This is a genomic window from Oerskovia douganii, assembly GCF_015142735.1.
Classification (GTDB): Bacteria; Actinomycetota; Actinomycetes; order Actinomycetales; family Cellulomonadaceae; genus Oerskovia; species Oerskovia douganii.
Genome location: NZ_JACSPN010000004.1, coordinates 107,229 through 126,559 on the forward strand (window position 1 = coordinate 107,229; position 19,331 = coordinate 126,559).

At 72.3% G+C, this 19,331-nt stretch carries 21 protein-coding genes; 5 read left to right on the forward strand and 16 right to left on the reverse strand.

The features are described 5' to 3' along the window. Positions 1-101 precede the first annotated feature (101 nt). The 6 genes from H9623_RS04685 to H9623_RS04710 form a co-directional block, all read right to left on the reverse strand. Complete coding sequence (locus H9623_RS04685; protein ID WP_193718902.1) at positions 102-1,991, reverse strand: alkaline phosphatase; 1,890 nt, start codon at positions 1,989-1,991, stop codon at positions 102-104. Between the two features lie 207 nt (positions 1,992-2,198). Beyond that, positions 2,199-2,795, reverse strand: a complete 597-nt coding sequence (locus tag H9623_RS04690; RefSeq protein ID WP_193718903.1) for a CE1759 family FMN reductase — start codon at positions 2,793-2,795, stop codon at positions 2,199-2,201. A gap of 91 nt (positions 2,796-2,886) precedes the next feature. Next, positions 2,887-3,618, reverse strand: coding sequence for a hypothetical protein (locus tag H9623_RS04695; protein WP_193718904.1), 732 nt, complete (start codon positions 3,616-3,618; stop codon positions 2,887-2,889). A gap of 138 nt (positions 3,619-3,756) precedes the next feature. Further along, positions 3,757-3,927 (reverse strand): lactococcin 972 family bacteriocin, encoded by a 171-nt coding sequence (locus H9623_RS20155; RefSeq protein WP_407671833.1) that lies wholly within the window; start codon positions 3,925-3,927, stop codon positions 3,757-3,759. 397 nt (positions 3,928-4,324) lie between these two features. Next, positions 4,325-4,822 carry a MarR family winged helix-turn-helix transcriptional regulator gene (locus tag H9623_RS04705; RefSeq protein WP_193718905.1) on the reverse strand — a complete coding sequence of 166 codons (498 nt, stop codon included), beginning with the start codon at positions 4,820-4,822 and terminating at the stop codon, positions 4,325-4,327. 149 nt (positions 4,823-4,971) lie between these two features. Next, entirely contained in the window at positions 4,972-5,733 is a 762-nt protein-coding gene (locus H9623_RS04710) for an isoprenyl transferase (protein WP_193718906.1), read from the reverse strand. Positions 5,734-6,055: 322 nt separating this feature from the next. On the opposite strand from H9623_RS04710, the gene trhA reads away from it, so the two are divergent. Next, the gene (gene trhA, locus H9623_RS04715) at positions 6,056-6,802 is read left to right on the forward strand and encodes a PAQR family membrane homeostasis protein TrhA (protein ID WP_193718907.1); all 747 of its coding nucleotides are present in this window, start codon (positions 6,056-6,058) and stop codon (positions 6,800-6,802) included. A gap of 20 nt (positions 6,803-6,822) precedes the next feature. On the opposite strand, the gene H9623_RS04720 is transcribed toward trhA, so the two are convergent. The 3 genes from H9623_RS04720 to mca are packed head-to-tail and all read right to left on the reverse strand — an operon-like array spanning position 6,823 to position 8,883. Then, the gene (locus tag H9623_RS04720) at positions 6,823-7,665 is read right to left on the reverse strand and encodes a carbon-nitrogen hydrolase family protein (protein WP_193718908.1); all 843 of its coding nucleotides are present in this window, start codon (positions 7,663-7,665) and stop codon (positions 6,823-6,825) included. 1 nt (position 7,666) lies between these two features. After that, positions 7,667-8,017 (reverse strand): hypothetical protein, encoded by a 351-nt coding sequence (locus H9623_RS04725; protein ID WP_193718909.1) that lies wholly within the window; start codon positions 8,015-8,017, stop codon positions 7,667-7,669. After that, positions 8,014-8,883: a mycothiol conjugate amidase Mca gene (gene mca / locus H9623_RS04730; RefSeq protein WP_193719021.1), complete on the reverse strand. Its 870-nt coding sequence runs from the start codon at positions 8,881-8,883 to the stop codon at positions 8,014-8,016. The genes H9623_RS04725 and mca overlap by 4 nt, the downstream gene beginning before the upstream one ends. A gap of 166 nt (positions 8,884-9,049) precedes the next feature. On the opposite strand from mca, the gene H9623_RS04735 reads away from it, so the two are divergent. Together H9623_RS04735 and greA are read left to right on the forward strand one after the other, a co-directional pair. Next, positions 9,050-9,541: a DUF4307 domain-containing protein gene (locus tag H9623_RS04735; protein WP_193718910.1), complete on the forward strand. Its 492-nt coding sequence runs from the start codon at positions 9,050-9,052 to the stop codon at positions 9,539-9,541. A gap of 321 nt (positions 9,542-9,862) precedes the next feature. Beyond that, a complete protein-coding gene (gene greA / locus H9623_RS04740; RefSeq protein ID WP_193718911.1) occupies positions 9,863-10,345 on the forward strand; it encodes a transcription elongation factor GreA in 483 nt (160 codons plus the stop codon). Between the two features lie 179 nt (positions 10,346-10,524). On the opposite strand, the gene ilvA is transcribed toward greA, so the two are convergent. From ilvA to H9623_RS04755, 3 genes are read right to left on the reverse strand one after another with little or no spacing between them, the layout of a single operon-like run. After that, complete coding sequence (gene ilvA, locus H9623_RS04745; RefSeq protein WP_193719022.1) at positions 10,525-11,691, reverse strand: threonine ammonia-lyase; 1,167 nt, start codon at positions 11,689-11,691, stop codon at positions 10,525-10,527. Positions 11,692-11,741: 50 nt separating this feature from the next. Then, the gene (locus H9623_RS04750) at positions 11,742-13,133 is read right to left on the reverse strand and encodes an AI-2E family transporter (protein ID WP_321575282.1); all 1,392 of its coding nucleotides are present in this window, start codon (positions 13,131-13,133) and stop codon (positions 11,742-11,744) included. After that, positions 13,130-14,359, reverse strand: a complete 1,230-nt coding sequence (locus H9623_RS04755; protein WP_193718912.1) for a cystathionine gamma-synthase — start codon at positions 14,357-14,359, stop codon at positions 13,130-13,132. The genes H9623_RS04750 and H9623_RS04755 overlap by 4 nt, the downstream gene beginning before the upstream one ends. A gap of 245 nt (positions 14,360-14,604) precedes the next feature. On the opposite strand from H9623_RS04755, the gene msrA reads away from it, so the two are divergent. Beyond that, positions 14,605-15,267: a peptide-methionine (S)-S-oxide reductase MsrA gene (gene msrA / locus H9623_RS04760; RefSeq protein WP_193718913.1), complete on the forward strand. Its 663-nt coding sequence runs from the start codon at positions 14,605-14,607 to the stop codon at positions 15,265-15,267. 107 nt (positions 15,268-15,374) lie between these two features. Here msrA and H9623_RS04765 read toward each other — a convergent pair whose 3' ends face one another. Continuing rightward, complete coding sequence (locus tag H9623_RS04765; protein WP_193718914.1) at positions 15,375-16,292, reverse strand: glycoside hydrolase family 19 protein; 918 nt, start codon at positions 16,290-16,292, stop codon at positions 15,375-15,377. 182 nt (positions 16,293-16,474) lie between these two features. Then, positions 16,475-17,242: a phosphatase PAP2 family protein gene (locus H9623_RS04770; RefSeq protein ID WP_193718915.1), complete on the reverse strand. Its 768-nt coding sequence runs from the start codon at positions 17,240-17,242 to the stop codon at positions 16,475-16,477. A 125-nt stretch (positions 17,243-17,367) separates the two neighbouring features. On the opposite strand from H9623_RS04770, the gene H9623_RS04775 reads away from it, so the two are divergent. Next, on the forward strand, positions 17,368-18,204 hold the full coding sequence (locus H9623_RS04775) for a CPBP family glutamic-type intramembrane protease (protein ID WP_193718916.1): 837 nt from the start codon (positions 17,368-17,370) through the stop codon (positions 18,202-18,204). 53 nt (positions 18,205-18,257) lie between these two features. Here H9623_RS04775 and H9623_RS04780 read toward each other — a convergent pair whose 3' ends face one another. Both H9623_RS04780 and H9623_RS04785 read right to left on the reverse strand, forming a co-directional pair. Beyond that, positions 18,258-18,899: an SRPBCC family protein gene (locus H9623_RS04780; RefSeq protein WP_193718917.1), complete on the reverse strand. Its 642-nt coding sequence runs from the start codon at positions 18,897-18,899 to the stop codon at positions 18,258-18,260. Next, complete coding sequence (locus tag H9623_RS04785; RefSeq protein WP_193718918.1) at positions 18,896-19,306, reverse strand: ArsR/SmtB family transcription factor; 411 nt, start codon at positions 19,304-19,306, stop codon at positions 18,896-18,898. Before H9623_RS04785 ends, H9623_RS04780 begins: the two co-directional genes overlap by 4 nt. Between the last annotated feature and the right edge of the window lie 25 nt (positions 19,307-19,331).

The following is a 19,331-nucleotide window of genomic DNA, read 5'->3' on the forward strand; positions in this document are numbered from 1 at the left end:
AGGTCCCCGCGTCGGTGCGTGACGTCGTCGGGCGCCGGGGGCAGGACGGGCCGGCAGGCCCGGGCGCGCCGCAGCGCACCCGTGCCCGCCGGCTCAGGCGACTAGTCGACCGGGAAGAGCGAGACCGTCAGCGTGCCCGCGTAGTCGCCCGCGCGGGTGTCGACCGGGACCTCGAGCGCGAGGTCGGCCGAGACCGTCGTGGTCCCCAGGCGCCCGTCGGCGGTCGCGGTCGCGAGCGTGGCCGGAGCGGCGAGGCCCGCACCACCGCCCAGGAGGGAGGCCACGGGCGAGCCCGCGCTCACGCCGTCCTTGGCCGTGACCAGGCCGGGGGTCCAGCCGAGGTTCTGGGCGCGCAGCGTGCGGGGGCCGGAGGACAGGTCGCCTGACTGGCCCGACACGGTCCAGCCGCCCGCCGACCCCGCACGGGAGTCGGTCACCGAGACCTCGGGGAGCCGACCCGCGAAGCGCAGCCGGTCGCCCACGTTCTCGCCGCCCGTGAGCGCCACGCCCGCGCCGACGTCCGCGACCGACAGCGTGAGCTTGCCGTCCACCGTGCCGGGCTCGGGCACGGTCGCGAGCAGCGGGATGCCGTCCGCCTCGGTCGCGGCCCACAGCTCGTGGGAGACGCGCCCGACGTCGGCGTTGTCGAGGTAGGCGCCACGCACCGGGTCGGTGCCGGTCGCGGCAGCCGCGAGGAGCTCCGAGCCGGGGCCCTTGGCGTACACGGGCACGAGGTGGTTGGTGTGCCCGCCGCTGTTCCAGCTGACCTGCGGGGCCGCGCCCTGCGCGCCCTGGACGGGGGTCCAGGCCGGGTTCGCCGCGGGACCGGAGAGGTAGCCGCACTCGTGGTCGGCCGTGATGACCACGAGGGTCTCGTCCCAGCTCGAGTTCTCCTCGACCCAGTCCACGACCGTCTCGATGGTCCGGTTGAAGTCGACCTGCTCCTCGACGGCGCCCGCAGTGTTGTTGTCGTGGGAGGCCCAGTCGATCGCGCCACCCTCGATCATCACGAAGAAGCCCTCGTCGGACGCGTTGGACAGCACGTTGAGCGCGGCGTCCGTCATCTGCGGGAGCGAAGGGACGTTGTCGTTCCGGGGAGCCGTGAACGGCACGTCGCCGGACTTCAGCGCGGTGCGGTCCGCCTGGAGCGTGCCGGCGACCTGCGCGGTCCCCAGGACGTGCGTGGGCGTGTCCCCCTCGGCGAGGGCCAGGAAGTCTTCCTTGGACTGGACCAGGTCGAACGCGCTCTGGCCGTCGACCAGCTTGTTCCACTCGGTCTCGCCGATGTAGCTGTAGCTGGGCGTGGCCCGCTTGTCACCGTTGTCGTCGTACCAGGGGTTGCCCGCGCCGAAGATCACGTTCGCGCCCGAGTCCATCATGTCGGCCGCGATGTCGTGGTAGTTGTTGCGGTGCTCGTTGTGCGCCAGGTAGGACGCGGGCGTCGCGTGCGTCCACGGCACCGAGGTGACGACGCCCGTGGCCTTGCCCAGCTCGAGCGCGCGCTCGGCGACGGTCGTGAGGTCCTCGTGGTTCTCGTCCTGGCCGATCACGTTGTTGAGCGTCTTGACGCCCGTCGCGAGCGTCGTGGCCGCGGCCGCGGAGTCGGTCGAGCTCTTGAGCGGCGCGGAGAAGCTGCTCCAGTTCTGGACCGGGTCGTACGTGTTGCCGAACTGGTACGTGGACATCGCGAGGGCGACCGGGAACTCCTGGTAGACCTGCGTACCGGCCTGTCCGGGCACGGGCGTCGAGGCGCCGCCGGGCTTCACCGTGGTCTGGTAGGCCGTCCGGCCGTGCTCGAACTGGCTGCCGAGGTCGACCTGGTTGAACCCCATCCCGTCACCGATGAGGTGGATGATGTTCTTCGGCCCCGGCGCCCCGGGGTCGGCGGACGGCGCGGCGAGCGCTGGCGTGGTCGAGGAGATCGCGATACCTGCCGCGAGGACGCCGGTCCCGGCGACCCGCAGCCACTTCATCGGTACACGTGAAGTCATGGTCTCTTCCCTGTCGAGGTCTGGTCCGGTCCGGAGTCGAGTTCCGGCCGGCACTCCAGAGCCAAGCGGTCAGAGGTGGCGACGGGGTGAACGGCGAGGGGCCACCCAGGGAAGGACGGGGTAAATGTCCGTCTCGGCGCGGCGAGTCGCCGCCGTGGGCAGCTCGCGGCAGCGCGCTGCCCGGCTCGGGCGCGGGCCTCGCGCCGCTCAGCCGTCCGCGCGCAGGTCCGCGAACCGTACGAGCTGCCCCACGGCGCGCTCGGCGCGCTCGTCGAGCCACGGCATGGGGAAGAGCTCGATCGTCCAGTCCTCCTTGGACGCGAACACGCCCGTGGGCACGATCAGGTCTCCCATGAACGCGAACAGGGGACGCAAGGCCTGGTCGATCACGAGGGTGTGCCGGGCCGTCCCGCCCGTGGCGGCGAGCAGCACGGGCTTGTCGACCATGGCGAGCGAGTCGACGAGGTCGAAGAAGGACTTGAAGATCCCGGAGTAGGAGCCACGGAACACGGGCGTGGCGACGATCAGCAGGTCGGCCTGCTCGACGCTCTTGAGCGCGAGCTCGAGCTCCTCGCTGCGCATCCCGATCACGGTCGCGGTCGCGACGTCCTGCACGTGGTCGCGGACCTCGATCGTGCGGGCGTCGACCTGGACACCCGTCGCGGCCAGCCGGGCCACGGTCTTGTCGAGCAGCAGGTCCGTCAGGGCGCGCGTGGTCGAGGGGAAGCTCACCCCGCCGGTCACGGCGACGACGCTCAGCGCACGCTGTCCGGTCGGTACGGGCTGAGCGGGTGCTGCGGGCATCGTGGCTTCCTTCACTGCGGGACTGCGGGGCTGGTCTGCGTCACCTCTCGAACACGGGCGACGCGCAAGTTCATCCCGGCCCCGGCCCCCGCTACTGCTGGATCACCTGCGCAGGGACGCCGAACGTGTCCTGCTGGAGGAGCGTGTCGATCTGTCTGCGCTGGTCGCCCGACGTGTAGATGATCCGGACGAGCGCGCGATCGGGCTGGTCGTCGCACGGTAGCCCCGTCTCCACGCTCACGGAGGACCCGATGCTCTCGAGGTCCTCGACCAGACCCGGGTTCTGGGCGAGCGCGTCGTCGACCTCTCCGAGGAGCGAGATCGCGGCGAGCACCGTGACGCCGAAGCTCTGCTGGACCACGAGCGCGCGGAGCGTCCCGGCCGTCGTGTCGTCGGTCCACCGGGCGGTGATCGCCTCACGGTCCAGCCACTCGCGAAGCCCTGCCACGCGTGCCGTGTCGCCCGTGACCAGGTACTGACCACTGGCGTACGACGAGGCGAGCGCCTCGCTGCCACGGATCTGCGCGGTCCCGTCGTTGAAGAGCGGCGCGGCCGAGACCCCCGGCCCTCGCTCCCCCACGACGACGAAGACACGACCGCTCTGGTCGCCGGACAGGTCCGGCGCCACCTTGACGAGTCCTAGACCGAGGTCGTCGCTCAGAGCACCGAGCTCGGCGAAGACCTCGTCGTCGTCCATCGAGGACGCGCTCACGTCGATGCTGACGGTGGCGTGCGCCCCGATCGACTGAGGAAACGCCCGGTCGTGCAGGTCGGTCATCACGACCGCGAGCGTGGCCAGCAGCGCGAAAAGGACTGTGGACACCCCGAAGACGATGCTCCTGTGCAACTTGCTCCCCCTTGAGAACCCGCGTCCCGGCCACGACCGGTTCCCCGCGACGTTCGTCGATCGCTGCCGGGAAGGCCTCACGCCTTCCCGGCAGCGGTGTGATCACTTCGTCCGTCAGCAGGTCCGGTAGCAGTAGGCGTCGTCGTTGCTCCAGATGTTCACGGCCGACTTCTCCGCGGTCGACCGCTGGCCCGAGGCCGTGTCGGCGCTGCGCGACTGGTTGCCGTTGAGCACGACGGTGGACCCGTGGCACTTGTCGACGGTGCAGCAGGAGCGCACCTTCACGTTCCAGAAGCCGTATTCCCACGTCCCGCCCGACGACGGGTACCGGGCGTCGGGCCCCGGGTTCAGCCAGGTACTGACAGGGCACCGGTGATGGCCGGTACGACGGATGGCATCACGGCCGCGCTGGCAGCCGCAGGTGCTCCTAGGGCGGCCACCCCGAGCGCGGCGACGATGGTGGTCTTGATCTTCCGACTCATGTCTATCCCCTGATTCATGGACGGCACTCGGGATCCCCGCTGAGACGGGTCGAACCCCGTCCTCCGAGCGCAGGCATCCTTGCCTGCGTGGCGGACGCTAGCAGACTCGGGGGAGGTCGACACGTGGCGGGTCGAACCATGGTCACGTCGAGGGTGCGCGGTCGGGCGCGCTGCCGGGGGCGCTCCCTCGGCGACGCAGGTCAGGCGCGGCGCGCGGGGATGTCGGCCTGTGCGCTGCGCAGCTTGTCGAGCAGCCCCTTGAGGGTCGCGAGCTCGTCGGCGTCGAGCGCGCCGCCCACGTAGTCGCTGATGGTGCGCACGTGCTTGCGCCCGATCTCCTTCTGGAGCCGCGCCCCCTCGGGGGTGAGCCGGACGATCGTGCCGCGGGCGTCGTCGGGCGCGGGGACGCGTTCCACGAGGCCGCGCTGCTCGAGGCGCTCGGCCATGCGGCTCAGCGAGGGCTGGCTGATGAGGACGAACTCGTTGAGGTCGCGCAGGCGGGTGCCGCCCTGGGGACAGCCGGCGAGAGTGAACAGCACGTCGTACTCGCGCATGGTCAGCTCGTCCCAGATGTCGTCGGCCTGGAAGCGGCGCATGAGCGCGACCTGGGTGCGGAAGAGGGCTTCCCAGGTCTCGGCGGCCTCGCGCGTGGTGGCTCGGTCGCGGACGGTGGGGGCGACGGTGGTGGGGCTGGTCATGTGTCTCTCGATCCTGCGGCGTGCGCCTGCCCGACGGCGGTGCTCGCCTGCGCGGCACGCGTCACCCCGGGTAGATGCGTTCGTATGAACTCGAGCGGTACAACCGGCGGGGCGAGAGGTGTATTCCGGACCGCCCCGGCGGCACGCCCCTACCTGCCGAGCCGACGCTCTCGCTGCGAGTACGAGCGCAGGGCGCGCAGGTAGTCGACGCGACGGAAGCTCGGCCAGTACGCCTCGCAGAAGTAGAACTCGGCGTGCGCGCTCTGCCACAGCAGGAACCCGCCGAGCCGCTGCTCGCCCGACGTGCGGATCACGAGCTCGGGGTCCGGCTGGCCCTTGGTGTAGAGGTGCTCCTCGATGTGCTCGACGTCGAGGTTCTCCGCCAGGTCCTGGAGCGAGGCGCCGCTCGCGGCCTGCTCGGTCAGGTACGCGCGCACGGCGTCGGCGATCTCGTGCCGCCCGCCGTACCCGATCGCCACGTTGACCTGGAGCCCGTCGATGCCGGCCGTCCGCTCCTCGGCGTCGCGCAGCGCGGTGGCGAGGCGCTCGGGCAGGAGGTCGAGTCGGCCCATGACCCGCAGGCGCCAGCGGCCGGTCTCCGCGAGGTCGCACACGGCGTCCTCGATGATGTCGAGCAGCGCGCTGAGCTCTTCGCGCGAGCGGGACAGGTTGTCCGTCGAGAGCATCCAGAGCGTGACGACCTCGATGCCCAGGTCCTCGCTCCACGTGAGGAACTCGGCGATCTTGTCGGCCCCTCGACGGTGCCCCGTCGCGGCGGTCTCGCCGAAGGACTTCGCCCAGCGCCGGTTGCCGTCGAGGATGACGCCGACGTGGCGCGGCATGGCCTCACGCGGCAGGGAGGCCGCGAGTCGTCGCTCGTACAGCCCGTAGAGCAGGTGGGGCATGCGCACGTGAGGTCCTTCGCGGTGTGTAATGGATGAGCGGCGACGGGGCCGGGCGGTGCCCGGGAGCGTCGCGCGAACGGCACGAGCACGGAAGGGTGCTCGGGTTCGTCGCTCGCCACACGGTACCCGAGGCAACTGTCGATTTGTCCCGACGTCCGCATCGACGGGCGGCTTTGCGCAGGATCTTCACAGTCGCGCGCAGCAACCTACGGTGACGTAACTTACGATGGCGTAGGTTGTTCCTGAGCCACGCACGTCGACTCACGCGCACTCCCCGGGTCAGGGACGTCCCGCCCCACCCGACCGCCGAACGAGTAGGAGCTTCTCCGTGGCACGACCCTCCGACCGCCCGACCACCGGCGACGCCGTCGAGAACGCCCTGGAGTCGGCCACCGAGGCCGTGGCGAGCGCGAGCGGCAAGGTCGCCGACCTGGTCGACTCGGTCAAGCCCCGCCTGCGCGGCTGGATCCACGCCGGCACGTTCCCCGTGGCGCTCGTCGCGAGCATCGTCCTGGTCGTGCTCGCGCCACCGGTCGCGGGCAAGGTCGCGTGCGCGATCTTCGGGTTCAGCGCGTGCCTCCTGTTCGGCACGAGCGCCGTGTACCACCGCGGCAACTGGTCACCCCGGGTCGCGGGGATCCTGCGCCGGGCGGACCACTCGAACATCTTCCTCATCATCGCGGGCACGTACACCCCGCTCGCGGTGCTGCTCCTGCCGAAGCAGACCGCGACGATCCTGCTGGTCATCGTGTGGGCGGGGGCGCTGCTCGGGCTCGCGGCACGCATCATCTGGCTCAACGCGCCCCGCTGGGTCTACGTGCCGATCTACATCGCCCTCGGCTGGGTCGCGGTCGGGTACATGCCGCAGTTCTGGACCACCCCGAGCGGCCCCGCGATCGTGTGGCTCGTCGCGGTCGGCGGCCTCGCGTACACGCTCGGCGCGGTCGTCTACGGCCTCAAGCGCCCCAACCCCAGCCCGCGCTGGTTCGGGTTCCACGAGATCTTCCACGTGCTGACGGTCGTGGGCTTCGGCTGCCACTACGCCGCGATCATGATCGCGGCGCTCAACGCCTGAGGCCCCGCCTCCCGCCGTCGCTACGGCTCCCGCGGCCCGACGGCGTAGCGCCGGTTCGCGAGCGACGGGTTCGCCGCGCGCACCACGTCCAGCGCGTCGGGGTCGATGTCCGCGGTCCGCAGGTCCGCTCGCTCGTCGAGCTCGAGCCCCACCCGGCCGTCGGGCCCCACGAGCAGCGACCGACCGGTCACGCCCTTCCCGGCCTGCCCGACGGCGAGGACCACCGACGTGTTCTCGATCGCCCGGGCCCGGGCCAGGGTCCGCCAGTGGTCGGCCTTGAGCTCGCCCGCGGCCCACGCCGCCGGGACCACGAGGACGTCCGCGCCCGCGTCGACCAGCCTGCGCGCCGACTCGGGGAACCGCAGGTCGTAGCACGTCATGACACCGAACGTCAGCCCGCCCACCGTCATCGTGGTGGGGGGCGCGTCGACCGGGCCGGGCTCCAGCCGGTCCGACTCGCGGTGCCCGAACGCGTCGTAGAGGTGCACCTTGCGGTACACCCCGACCAGGTCGCCGGAGCCGTCGATCGCGACGACGGCGTTGACCGCCCGTGGAGCCGGTGCCGAGGCGGCAACCGTGCCCGTGCCCGGAAGCGTCGTGCCCGCGATGACCGCGACCCCGGTCTCGGCCGCCCAGCGCGCGAGCGTCGTGACGAACGGTCCGTCGAGCGGTTCGGCGTGCTCGACGCCGACGCCTCGCGGGTCGAACCCCGAGGCGTACTCGGGCAGGACCAGCAGGTCGGCACGCAGACGCTGCGCCTCCGTGAAGGCCGAGCGCACCACGAGCAGGTTCGCCGCGTGGTCGTCCGAGACCTCGATCTGGGCGATCGTGACCCGCACCGGACCACGCGGCGTGCGCGTCATGTCAGTCGTCGCCGCCGGAGTCGCCGCCCGAGCCGCCCGGGCCGTCACCAGCACCCGGGTCCCCGGCCGACGACGCGCCGTCCCGGCCGGTGCCGGTCCGCTCGGAGTGACGGACCTTGCGGAGCTGCTTGTTCATCGACACGAACAGCACGACGCACGCGAGCGCGACCGCGAAGATCGTCAGGAACCCCGGCAGGCCCGGGGACACGTCGGTCGGCTCGAGGCCGGGGCGCAGGTCACCGCCCGTCGGGGCAGGGGACGGCGTCGTCTCGGCCGTCACGCCGGCGGCCCAACCCGGGCCCCCCGGGAGGTGCGACGACAGGTCGACCGCGAGCTGCGGCGTCGGGCTCATGCGAGACCTTCCTCGGTGCGGATACCGGCGAACAGGTCGTCCTCCGGAAGCGTGGTGGGGACGCGCGACTCCGCGAGCTCGAACTCCTCGATGGGCCACACGGCCACCTCGAGGTCGCGCGGGATCGCGAAGAAGAAGCCGTCCGGGTCGATCTGCGTCGCGTGCGCGATGAGCGCCGCGTCCCGCTGCGGGAAGTACTGCGCGACCTCGACCCGCGTCGTGACCTCGCGCTCGGGGATCTCGCGCGCCGCCCGGGACTCGACCCAGTCGCTGAACGGCGACTCGAGACCGGCGTCCACGACGGCCTCGTGGATCGTGCGGATGCGGTTCATCGAGAAGTCGTGGTTGTAGTACAGCTTGAGGGGCTCCCACGCGGGCGCCCCGCCCTCCACCCGGTAGCGCTCCGGGTCCCCCGCGGCATGGAACGCCTCGAACGCGACCTTGTGGCACATGATGTGGTCCGGGTGCGGGTAGCCGCCGCTCGGGTCGTACGTCGTGATGACGTGCGGGCGGAACTCACGGACCAGCTCGACGAGCGGCGCCGCGGCCTCCTCGAGCGGGACGAGCGCGAAGCAGCCCTCGGGCAGCGGGGGCAACGGGTCGCCCTCCGGCAGCCCGGAGTCCACGAAGCCCAGCCAGCGGTGACGCACACCGAGGGCCCGGGCCGCCGCCGCCATCTCCGCGCGACGCAGCTCGGCCATGCCCTCGGGTGTCCCGGGGACCTCACCGAAGCTCGGGTTGAGCACGTCACCGCGCTCGCCACCCGTGCAGCTCACGACGAGGACCTCGACGCCCTCCGCGGCATAACGGGCGGACGTCGCGGCGCCCTTGCTCGACTCGTCGTCGGGGTGCGCGTGGACGGCCATGAGCCGCAGCGGTGCGCCGTCGACCGTCCCGGGCGCCGAAGCCGTGCTCGGGCGCGCCGTCGATTCGGTCACAGGTCCTCCAGGGGGTACTCCGGTGCGAAGAAGTTCAGAGACAATGATGTCTCATGAGCAGGTAGTCCACCCAACCCCTGGACCTCGATTCACCATGACGAACAGCACTCCCCCGCCGGGAACCTCCCCGCACACGGGCCCCGACGCGCTCGACGAGCACGAGAACCCGATCGGGCTCGCCCCCCTGACGACCGGACCGCGGCCCCCCGCGGGCCGCTACGGCCCCGAGCCCACGGCCACCCGCCGACGGCTCGCGATCGCGGGCATCGTGGCCACCGCGGTCGTCGGGGTCGGGATCACGATCTGGATCGGGCTCGGACAGGCCTCGACCCCGGTGCGCTACGACGACTTCGGCTTCAAGGTCGTCAGCTCCGAGCAGATCGACGTGACCTTCCAGGTCTCGATGGAACCCGGCACGCAGGCCGAGTGCACGATCGACGCGCTCGCCGAGAGCTACGCACAGGTCGGGACGGTCGACGTCGTCGTCGGGCCGAACGACCAGCTCGAGGGCCGCTACACCGTGAGCGTCGCGACCTCCGAGCTCGCCACGACCGGGATCGTCGAGAGCTGCCGCCCCCTGCCCTGACAGGTCGGTGGAACCGCTGGCCCACGCTCCTCGCCGGGTGCGAGGATGGACGTGCGGGCGGCGGGGCACCCCGCAGCACGTCCCGCAGCACCGCAGGGGTGAGCATCGGTGTGATGCAGCGGACATTTGGTATCCTGAGGGATTCACGCTGCCCCAGAAGCATCAGGACCAGCGAAACCCGCCACGCGGCGTCGGCGACCAGCCGACGTCACCACCCCGGGCAGGCAGCGAGTCGCTCTCAACCGCACCCACTGCCTCACCCTGTGCGGTCACGTCCACCGACGTCGACCGCCGGAACGCAAGGAAAGGAAGGAGCGAACCGTGACCGAGACCAGCGTCACCTGGCTGACCCAGGAGGCACACGACAGGCTTCAGGCCGAGTTGGCTCACCTGTCCGGTGCCGGCCGCACCGACATCGCCGAGCGCATCGCAGCCGCCCGCGACGAGGGAGACCTCAAGGAGAACGGCGGCTACCACGCCGCCCGCGAGGAGCAGGCCAAGAACGAGGCCCGCATCCGCGAGCTGACCGCGAAGCTCCGCAACGTGCAGATCGGCACTCCTCCGGACGACGGCAAGGTCGAGCCGGGCATGCTCGTCACGGCCCTCGTGGCCGGCGAGGAGATGTCCTTCCTGCTCGGCTCGCGAGAGATCGCCGGCGGCACGGACATCCGCGTCTACTCCCCGACGTCGCCGCTCGGCGAGGCCATCAACGGCACCTCGATCGGTGACAAGGTCGCCTACGCGGCCCCCAACGGGAACCAGATCGAGGTGGAGATCCTCGCCGCCAAGCCGTTCGAGGCGTGATCCACCGCTGACGAGCCCCACCAGCCACCACCGACGGTGGCTTCCACCCCACGGCTCGTCCGCCAGGTGACGCACGCCGGCCCGGCAACCCCCGGGTGCCGGGGCCTGCGTGCGTCATGACGAAGGAGCCGACCGGCGAGGGAGCCGGCCGACGAAGGAGCCGGCCGACGAGCCCGACCTCAGCCCGTCAGGACCCGGTACCCCGCGCCCCTCAGCCGCGCGACGAGGGCCTCGCAGTGCTCCTGCCCCTTGGTCTCGACCTGCATCCGCACCCAGGCCTCGCCGATCGCGAGGTGCACGTCCGTGCGGTCGTGGTCGATGTGCATGATCGAGCCGCCGACCCCCGCGATGACGTCGAGCATCTGCGCGAGCGCCCCGGGGCGGTCGTCGAGCAGGACCTGCATCTGCATGTACCGGCCCGCGGCAGCGAGCCCGTGCCGCAGCACGCGCAGCAGCACCAGCGGGTCGATGTTCCCGCCGGACAGGATCGCCACCACGGGCCCCTCCCACCCGGTCGGGTCGGCGAGCAGCGCCGCCACACCGGCGGCACCCGCCGGCTCGACGACGAGCTTGGCACGCTCGGTGATCATCAGGAGCGCCCGGGACAGCTCGTCCTCGGTCACGGTGCGCACCTCGGCGTCCAGCTCGGACACGATCGAGAACGGCACGGGGCCCGGGGTGCCCACCGCGATGCCGTCGGCCATGGTCGAGCGGGCGAGCGACGTCGTCGGGAAACCTGCCGCGAGCGAGCCCGGGTACGCCGCGGCGCGCGCGGCCTGGACCCCCACGACCTTGACGTGCGGCGCGGCCTCGGCCATGGCCGCCGCGACGCCCGCGACCAGCCCGCCGCCGCCGAGCGGCATGACGACGGTGCGGACGTCGGGCACCTGCTCGAGGATCTCGAGCGCGAGCGTGCCCTGGCCCGCGACGACGTCCGGGTGGTCGAACGGGTGGATGAAGACCGCCCCCGTGCGCTCGGCCTCGGCCTTCGCGGCGGCGAGCGTCTCGTCGACGTCGACACCGACGAGGCGCACCTCGGCCCCGTACTCGCGCGTCGCGGCGACCTTGGGCAGCGCGGCGTCGACCGGCATGTAGACCACGGCCTGGATGCCGAGCAGCCCGGCCGCGAACGCGACACCCTGGGCGTGGTTCCCGGCGCTCGCCGCGACGACGCCGCGCGCCTTCTCGTCGGGCGTGAGCCGGGCCATGCGGATGTACGCGCCGCGGATCTTGAAGGATCCGGCGCGCTGGAGGTTCTCGCACTTGAGGACCACGGGCACACCGGCGACCTGGCTGATCGCGCGGCTCGTCTGGACGGGGGTGCGGTACGCGACGCCGTCGAGCATGCGGGCGGCGTCGCGGATGCTGTCGAGCGTCACACCGGGCTGAGCACGGGTCACGCGTCGCCGCCGTCGCTCGTCGGAGCACCCGTCGAAGGGCCCGACGGCGTCGCTCGCCCGCGGCGCGCAGGCCTGCGACCGCGCGGGGTCTCGGGGGCGACCTCGTCGGTGCCGAAGTCCTCCTCGGCACGCCGCACCATGACCGGGAGCGCTGGTCTGCCGCGGATCACGAGGGTGTCGTCGGTCCCGAGGTCGGGGAACTTGTCGTGCCCGTTGAAGTACAGGATCACGGTGTTGATCGTCGCGGCGAGCGGCACCGCGAACAGCGCACCGACGATGCCGGCCGCGAACCCACCGCCCGCGACCACGAGGAGCACCGCGACCGGGTGCAGCGAGACCGCGTGCCCCATGAGGAACGGCTGGAGGGCGTGGCTCTCGATCTGCTGGACCGCGAGCACGATGCCCAGCATGATGAGCGCCGCGACCCACCCGTTCGCGACCAGGACCACGAGCACCGCGACCGCGCCCGTGACGACGGCACCGATGATCGGGATGAACGAGCCCACGAACACGAGGATGCCCAGCGGGAGCGCGAGCGACGGCACGAAGAACGCCGCACCGATGCCGATGCCGACCGCGTCGACCAGCGCCACGAGGATCTGGGTGCGGGTGTAGGCCGACAGCGTGACGATGCCCCGACGCCCGGCCTGGTGGATGGTGAAGCGGGAGCGCGCAGGGAACAGGCCGACGCACCACGACCAGATCGTCCGCCCGTCCAGCAGGAAGAAGAACGTGCAGAACAGCGCGATCACGGCGCCCGCGGCGACGTGCCCGACCGTCGTGGCGGCTCCCAGCGCCCCGGACACGATGGTGTCCTGGCTCGAGCTGATGACCCCCTCGAGCTCCTTGAGGTACCCGTTGATCTGGTCCGTGCCGATCCCGAACGGCCCGGCCTCCAGCCAGTCCATGAACTCGTTGAACCCGTCGATCGCCTTCTCCCGGAGCTCCGAGATCCCGCTCACGATCGTGCTGCCCGCGACCGTCACGAGCCCACCCACCACCGCGAGCATGCCCAGCAGGGCGGTGATCGAGGCCAGCCCGCGCGAGAAGCGCAAGTGCTTCTGCAGGACGCGGCGCACCGGAGTCAGCAGGACCGTGAGGAGCAGCGCGATCGCGACCGGGACCACGATCACCTTGAAGAGCGTCGTGACGTAGAAGGCCGCCGTGACGAGCGCACCGATCAGGAGCAGCCGCCACGACCACGCGGCCGCGGTCTGGATCGACGGCGGGACCGCGTCGGCACCGTGCGGCCTGCCGTCCCGCATGCTCGTGCTGACCGCCGGCTGCCCCGGCCCCGGCGAGAGGGACGGTCCCGCGGTGGCGGGCGCCGTCGTCGGGCCCTGGGCGGTGGCCTCGGCGTCGCGCCCCTTGCGCGGTGCCGCGCTCACGCGAGCGCCCGCGTGAGGTCCGCGATCAGGTCCGCCGCGTCCTCGATGCCGACCGACAACCTCACGAGGTCGTCCGGGACCTCGAGCGCCGAGCCCGCGACCGACGCGTGCGTCATGCGCCCCGGGTGCTCGATCAACGACTCGACGCCGCCCAGCGACTCGGCGAGCGTGAACACCTGCGTGCGGGCGCAGACCGCGAGCGCCTTCTCCTCGCTCCCCGCCCGGAAGGACACCATGCCGCCGAACCCGCGCATCTGCCGCGTCGCGAGCTCGTGACCCGGGTGCGACGCGAGGCCCGGGTAGACGACCTGGGTCACCGCGGGGTGCGCCTCGAGGAACTCGGCGACCGCGGCCGCGTTGGCCGAGTGACGGTCCATGCGTACGGCGAGGGTCTTGAGGCCGCGCAGCGTGAGCCACGCGTCGAACGGCCCGGCGACCGCGCCCGACGAGTTCTGGTGGAACCCGACGGCGTCGGCCAGGCCCCGCGTGCCCGCGGGCGAGAGGAGGTCGCCCGGGAGCTCGGCGCCGTCGGCCACGACGAGCGCTCCCCCGACGACGTCGCTGTGCCCGCCGATGTACTTGGTCGTCGAGTGCACGACGACGTCCGCGTCCAGCCCGAGGGGCTGCTGCAGGTAGGGCGTCGCGAACGTGTTGTCGACCACGAGGGTCGCGCCGTGCTCGTGCGCGATCTGCGCCAGGGCCGCGATGTCGCTGATGCCGAGCAGCGGGTTGGTGGGCGTCTCGACCCACAGGACCTTGGTGCGGCCCGGCTGGACCGCGGCCCGCACGGCGTCGAGGTCGGTGAGGTCCACGGCCGTGTGCTCGATCCCCCACGGACCGAAGACCCGGGCGACGAGGCGGTACGTGCCGCCGTAGGCGTCGTCGGGCACCAGGACGTGGTCTCCCGGGCGGAGCGTCGCACGCAGGAGCGTGTCCTCCGCCGCGAGGCCCGAGGCGAAGGCGAAGCCGCGCGCCTGCGCGGCCCCCGCCGGGGTCTCGACGGCGCCGAGCGCCTCCTCGAGCGCCGTGCGGGTCGGGTTCGCGGACCGGGAGTACTCGTACCCGCTGCGCAGACCGCCGACGCCGTCCTGCTTGTAGGTGGAGACCTGGTAGATCGGGGGCACCACGGCCCCCGTCGCTGCGTCCGGGTCCTGCCCCGCGTGGATGGCGCGGGTCGAGAAGCCGGAGGTCGACCAGTCGGGGTGGGGAGTGCTCGCGCTGCTCATCCTGTGAGCCTACGTGGCCGGGGGCCGCAGCTTCCTGCGGAACACGACGGTTCTCGGAGAGCGGACGTGTGGGTTGTGCACGGACCGTGGGCGGAGGTGGGGACGGGTGCGGGTCGGGTCCGGTCGGGCGCGGGCCGGGCGCGGGCCGGGCGCGGGCCGGGCGCGGGCCGGGCGCGGGCCGGGCGCGGGGAACAGGCACCGGCGGCAGGGTGTTGCCCAGGTGTCGGCTACAGGTGGAGGTAAAGATGTTCGAGTCGTTGTTCGGGTCCTCGATGAAGACCCAGATGGTCGCACCCGAGAAGGCTCTCGCCGGACGGGACGAGCCCGTGCTGCCCGTGGCACGCCCGCACACGGTCCTCGGGACCTCGATCACGGGACCGTGGCCCGAGGGCACGCGCGTGCTGTACCTCGCGATGGGCTGTTTCTGGGGCGCGGAGGAGATCTTCTGGCAGGTGCCGGGAGTGGTCTCGACGGCCGTCGGCTACATGGGCGGCACCACGCCCAACCCCACGTACGAGGAGGTCTGCACCGCGCGCACGGGCCACACCGAGACCGCGCTCGTCGCGTACGACCCGACGGTCGTGACCGAGGAGGAGCTGCTCAAGATCTTCTGGGAGCGTCACGACCCCACGCAGGGCTACCGGCAGGGCAACGACGTCGGCACCCAGTACCGTTCGGCGGTCTACTGGACGACGCCCGAGCAGGAGGCCGCGGTCCATGAGACCGAGGCCCGGTACCAGAAGGTGCTGACCGCGCGTGGGCTCGACCCCATCACGACCGAGGTCGCGCCCGCCGAGGGCCGCACGTTCTACTACGCCGAGGACTACCACCAGCAGTACCTGGACAAGAACCCCAACGGGTACCGCTGCCACGCGACGACGGGGATCCCGTTCCCCGACGCGGCGTGACGCCCTGGTCGTCCCCCCGCTGATGCCGAACCCGAGGTTCGTCTGGCACGTCCCCACGCCAGCCTGACGAACCTCGGGTTCGGCACCCCGCTCAGTCGCTCAGCAGGTCAGCAGGTCAGCCCCGACCCCGGCACGACGCCCAGGATCGCCGTGATCTTCTGGTAACGGTCGACGCGGCTCTGGACCGACGCCGGGTTGCCGCCGTTGCACTCGAGCGCGCCGTTGAGCGAGTTGATCGTCTGGCCGAACCCGGCCCCGCCGACCATCGCCTCGTGCGACGTCATGACCCCGGGACCGTTCTGGGTGTTCCAGTACCAGAGCGCCGTCTGCCAGGCGATCGACGGGTCCTGCTCGACGAGCCACGGGTTGTTCAGCAGATCGATGCCGAGCGCGTCACCGGCCGCCTTGTAGTTGAAGTTCCAGCTGAACATGATCGGGCCGCGGCCGTAGTAGGCGGTCTGGCCCGCCGGGCAGCCGAACGGCTGCGAGTAGTCGCACTTGATCCAGTAGTTCGCCTCGTTGATCTCCTTGACGTACCGCAGCCCGACCGACTCGAAGTCGGCGTGCGTCAGGAACGCCGCCGCCTCCTGGGTCCGCGTCGTCTCGGTCCCCGTGTTGGCGAACCTCGGGTACGCGGCCAGGGCGTCGACGAGCCCCTGGTACGTGTAGAACGCGTTGCGCTTCGGGAAGATCGCGTCGAACTCGGCCTCGCTGATCACGAAGTCGGACTCGCCGCCCTGACAGGCCCCCTTGTCGGCCCACGCCGTCGCGGCGCCCGGGTTCTCGCGCTGCGTCCACCACTTCGCGGTGAAGTTGCGGCCGTGGTGCGAGACCGTGGCCCCGCCCTGGTACGCCGTGCTCTCGCTCCACGGCGCGGCGCACGGGTTCGCGGGCGCCGCGGTGGCGGTCACGGCCGTGAGCGGCGCAGCGGTCGGAGCGGTCGTCGCGGCCCCCGGTGCGGCGGCGGCCGTCGCGACGACCGCGCTCACGAGCCCGGCCGCCACGATCGCGGCTCCTCGGCGCATGCCGGAGACAGTTCTCTTGCCAAACATTCGAGCCCCCATTTGCTCTTCGCTGAACAATTCTTGTGAACGGCTGGCGCCGCGGTCACAAGGTAGCGACGGTCACAATTGTCAGCAACTCGAACAAACAGGTATCGAGGGGACCCGCGGCAGCGCCCGGGACACCCCTGGACCGGCCCCCGGCGTCAGCGCCGGACGGGTACCTCCGCGTCACCCCGTGCCCCCTGCGCGAGCAGCAGCCGACCCACGGCCTCGTTGCGGCACAGCACCGCGAGCCCCGCGGCCGCCGGCCCCCGCAGCGCCAGGACGAGGGCCACGACGACGCACACCCCGACCGTCGCGCCCGCGAGGACGTCGTGCGGGAAGTGGACCCCCTGCACCAGGCGCGCCGCCCCGGTGACGACCGCGAGGACGACGGGCGCGGCGACCAGGACCCGGTAGGGCGGGAGGCGACGGGCTCGACGGAACCGGAGCGCCGTCGTCGTGCCGAGCGAGTCGCGCGGGCGGCCCGTGGCGAGCGCCGTGAGGACGACCGAGGTCGCGAGCGCGAACGCGATGGTCGTGTGGTTGCTCGGGAACGACCAGTCGCCCGCCTCGGGGCAGTGCGCGATCTCGATGAGGTCCCAGCAACCGCGGGGCTGCTGGACGATCGTCTTGGCGACCTCCGACGTCGCGTACGCGACCACGGCCGCGACGCCGCCGACCAGGGCGGTCGCGACCGCGCCGGTCCCCGCGCCGCGCGCCTGCCAGGCAGCGAGGAGCCAGAGCAGGGCCAGGGCGATCACGCCGACCTCGGCGACGAGCTCGACCCCGGGCAGGTCCGCCGTCCGGGCGGTCACGGCGAGGTAGAGCTCGGTGCTCGGCCCGCGCAGGAGCAGCAGGGACGGTACGACGACGGCGGCCGCGAGCAGCCAGAGCAGGGCCAGGAGCAGGGACGATCTGGGGGACTTCACCCCGGAATGGTACGGACGTCTGCGCCGCCCGGACATCCGACCGCGGTCGGATCCGGCGACCTCCCGGCATCCCCCGCGCGGTCCACACTCCGCCTCCACGAGCGCGCCGTGGCATCGTGGGGCGCGTGACCGACACGCGCACCGCCGCGCCCGCCGACACCGCCCTGCTCGTCGCAGCCCGCCTCCTCGCCGCGGCGCTCGTGTGCGGGTCGGCCGTCCTGCTGTTCGCGGTGCACGTCCGGCCGCTCGGGTACGTGCCCCTCGTCGCGGGCGTCGCCCTGGGTCTCGTGATCGACCGTCGGCTCGGCCGCGACCTGCTGCTGATCGCGGTCGGCATGGGCATCATCAGCACCATCCCGCTCGCTGCGGACCTGAGCGACGCGGGGATCGCGCGCTTCGCCGTCGTGCTGTCGCTCGCGGTCCTGGTGCCGTGGGCCGTCTCCCGCTACGTGTACCGCGACGACGCGATCCGCTTCCCCGTCCGCACGGGCAGGCGGTGGAACCGTACCCAGATCGTGTACCTGCTCGTCGTCCTGGTGGCGGGCTACCTGATCCTGCCCGCGTACTTCATCGGGTCCGGGTCGTACCGGAACTGGCCCGCGATCGAGACGCCGCAGGAGATCGCGCGGCTCTTCGTGGGCGTCAACGCCGTGGGGATCTGGGACGAGCTGTTCTTCGTGTGCGTCGTGTTCGCGCTGCTGCGCCGTCACTTCGCGCTGTGGCCCGCGAACCTCCTGCAGGCGGCCGTGTTCGTGTCGTTCCTGTGGGAGCTGGGCTACCGGAGCTGGGGCCCGCTCCTGACCATCCCGTTCGCGCTGGTCCAGGGCTGGATCTTCGCGCGCACCAAGTCGCTCACGTACGTGGTGTGCGTGCACCTGCTGTTCGACGCGATCGTGTTCGCGGTCCTGGTGCACGCCCACCACCCGGAGCTGTTCGACGTGTTCGTCACGGGCGGGCGCTGAGCCGCCCTCCGCGGGCTCGCCCGGCACCCGCCCGCTGTCGCGAGCACCTCGGGTCACCCTGCGGGGGTCGCTCCCCCGTCGAGCGGCGGCACGTAGAAGGCCGTGGTCGCGGCGGCCGCGGCCTCGGCCGCGGCGGGGTCCGCGCCCGAGGACTCGTGGGCGGCACGCCAGAGCTGGGCGCTGGCGGTCTGGAGCGCGCGCATCCGGGGGCTCGTCTCGAGCTCGGCAGGGTCGCCCAGGTCGACGCCCGCGAGGTGCGCGGCGAGCCCGACGAGCGTGAGGTCCCACCCGACCCCCACGGCCCCGGGGCCGAACCTGTCCCAGAACTCGGGCGGCACGACCGCGACGTGCTCGAGCGTCAGCTCGGTGGCCCCGCCGTCGGCGGGCGCGAGGCGGAGCTCGACCGTGCTCCGGTCCTCCTCGCTCATGCCCCAGGTCACGAGGAACCGGCGCGGCGGCTCGCACTCGCGCACCTCGCCGCCCGCGTTCCCCTGGAGCTGGTAGCGCCCGCCCAGGCGCAGGTCTCCGGTCACGGGCAGGAACCAGCGCGCGATGCGGTCGGCGTCGGTGCACGCGTCCCAGACGTCTTCGACGGGGGCGTCGTAGGTGCGGCTCAGCAGCACGACGCGGGCGTCGTCGCGGTCGCCGGTGACCCGACGGGCCTTGTCGATCTCGGTGCTCAGGTCGAACGTCATCTCGTGGCCTCCTTCGCGGGGTCCGGTCGCGGGTCCGCGGCCGGGGCGGTGCGGGGAGCGTCCGGCTCGTGCGAGGCGGCCCGACGGCGGGCGCGGCGCCCGCGTGCGAGCTCGGTCCCGAGCGCGTCGAGACGCTGGTCCCAGGACCGTCGGAGCCCGTCGAGCCAGTCGTCGACGTCGTCGAGCGCGGAGGGGTCCAGGGCGTAGAGCCTGCGGGTGCCGGCCGCCTGGGCGGTCGCGAACCCGTTCTCGCGCAGCACCCTGAGGTGCTGGGAGACCGCGGGCTGGCTGATCCCGAACTCGTCGCGGATCACGGCCGCGAGGTCACCGGCGGACGTCTCGCCGCCGGACAGCAGCTCGAGGATCCGTCGCCGGACGGGGTCGCCGAGGACGTCGAACGCTTCCATCAATCGATCATTCATCCACGGCTTA

Bases quoted from the DNA above. Each gene is read 5' to 3' on its own strand.
- H9623_RS04755 (WP_193718912.1), bottom strand. From the start codon at position 14,359: ATGAGCAGCGCGAGCACTCCCCACCCCGACTGGTCGACCTCCGGCTTC.
- H9623_RS04780 (WP_193718917.1), bottom strand. From the start codon at position 18,899: ATGACGTTCGACCTGAGCACCGAGATCGACAAGGCCCGTCGGGTCACC.
- H9623_RS04685 (WP_193718902.1), bottom strand. From the start codon at position 1,991: ATGACTTCACGTGTACCGATGAAGTGGCTGCGGGTCGCCGGGACCGGC.
- ilvA (WP_193719022.1), bottom strand. From the start codon at position 11,691: ATGCTCGACGGCGTCGCGTACCGCACCCCCGTCCAGACGAGCCGCGCG.
- H9623_RS04765 (WP_193718914.1), bottom strand. From the start codon at position 16,292: ATGCGCCGAGGAGCCGCGATCGTGGCGGCCGGGCTCGTGAGCGCGGTC.
- H9623_RS04725 (WP_193718909.1), bottom strand. From the start codon at position 8,017: ATGAGCCCGACGCCGCAGCTCGCGGTCGACCTGTCGTCGCACCTCCCG.
- H9623_RS04720 (WP_193718908.1), bottom strand. From the start codon at position 7,665: ATGACGCGCACGCCGCGTGGTCCGGTGCGGGTCACGATCGCCCAGATC.
- mca (WP_193719021.1), bottom strand. From the start codon at position 8,883: ATGGCCGTCCACGCGCACCCCGACGACGAGTCGAGCAAGGGCGCCGCG.
- H9623_RS04785 (WP_193718918.1), bottom strand. From the start codon at position 19,306: ATGGAAGCGTTCGACGTCCTCGGCGACCCCGTCCGGCGACGGATCCTC.
- H9623_RS04735 (WP_193718910.1), top strand. From the start codon at position 9,050: ATGACGAACAGCACTCCCCCGCCGGGAACCTCCCCGCACACGGGCCCC.
- H9623_RS04690 (WP_193718903.1), bottom strand. From the start codon at position 2,795: ATGCCCGCAGCACCCGCTCAGCCCGTACCGACCGGACAGCGTGCGCTG.
- msrA (WP_193718913.1), top strand. From the start codon at position 14,605: ATGTTCGAGTCGTTGTTCGGGTCCTCGATGAAGACCCAGATGGTCGCA.
- H9623_RS04705 (WP_193718905.1), bottom strand. From the start codon at position 4,822: ATGACCAGCCCCACCACCGTCGCCCCCACCGTCCGCGACCGAGCCACC.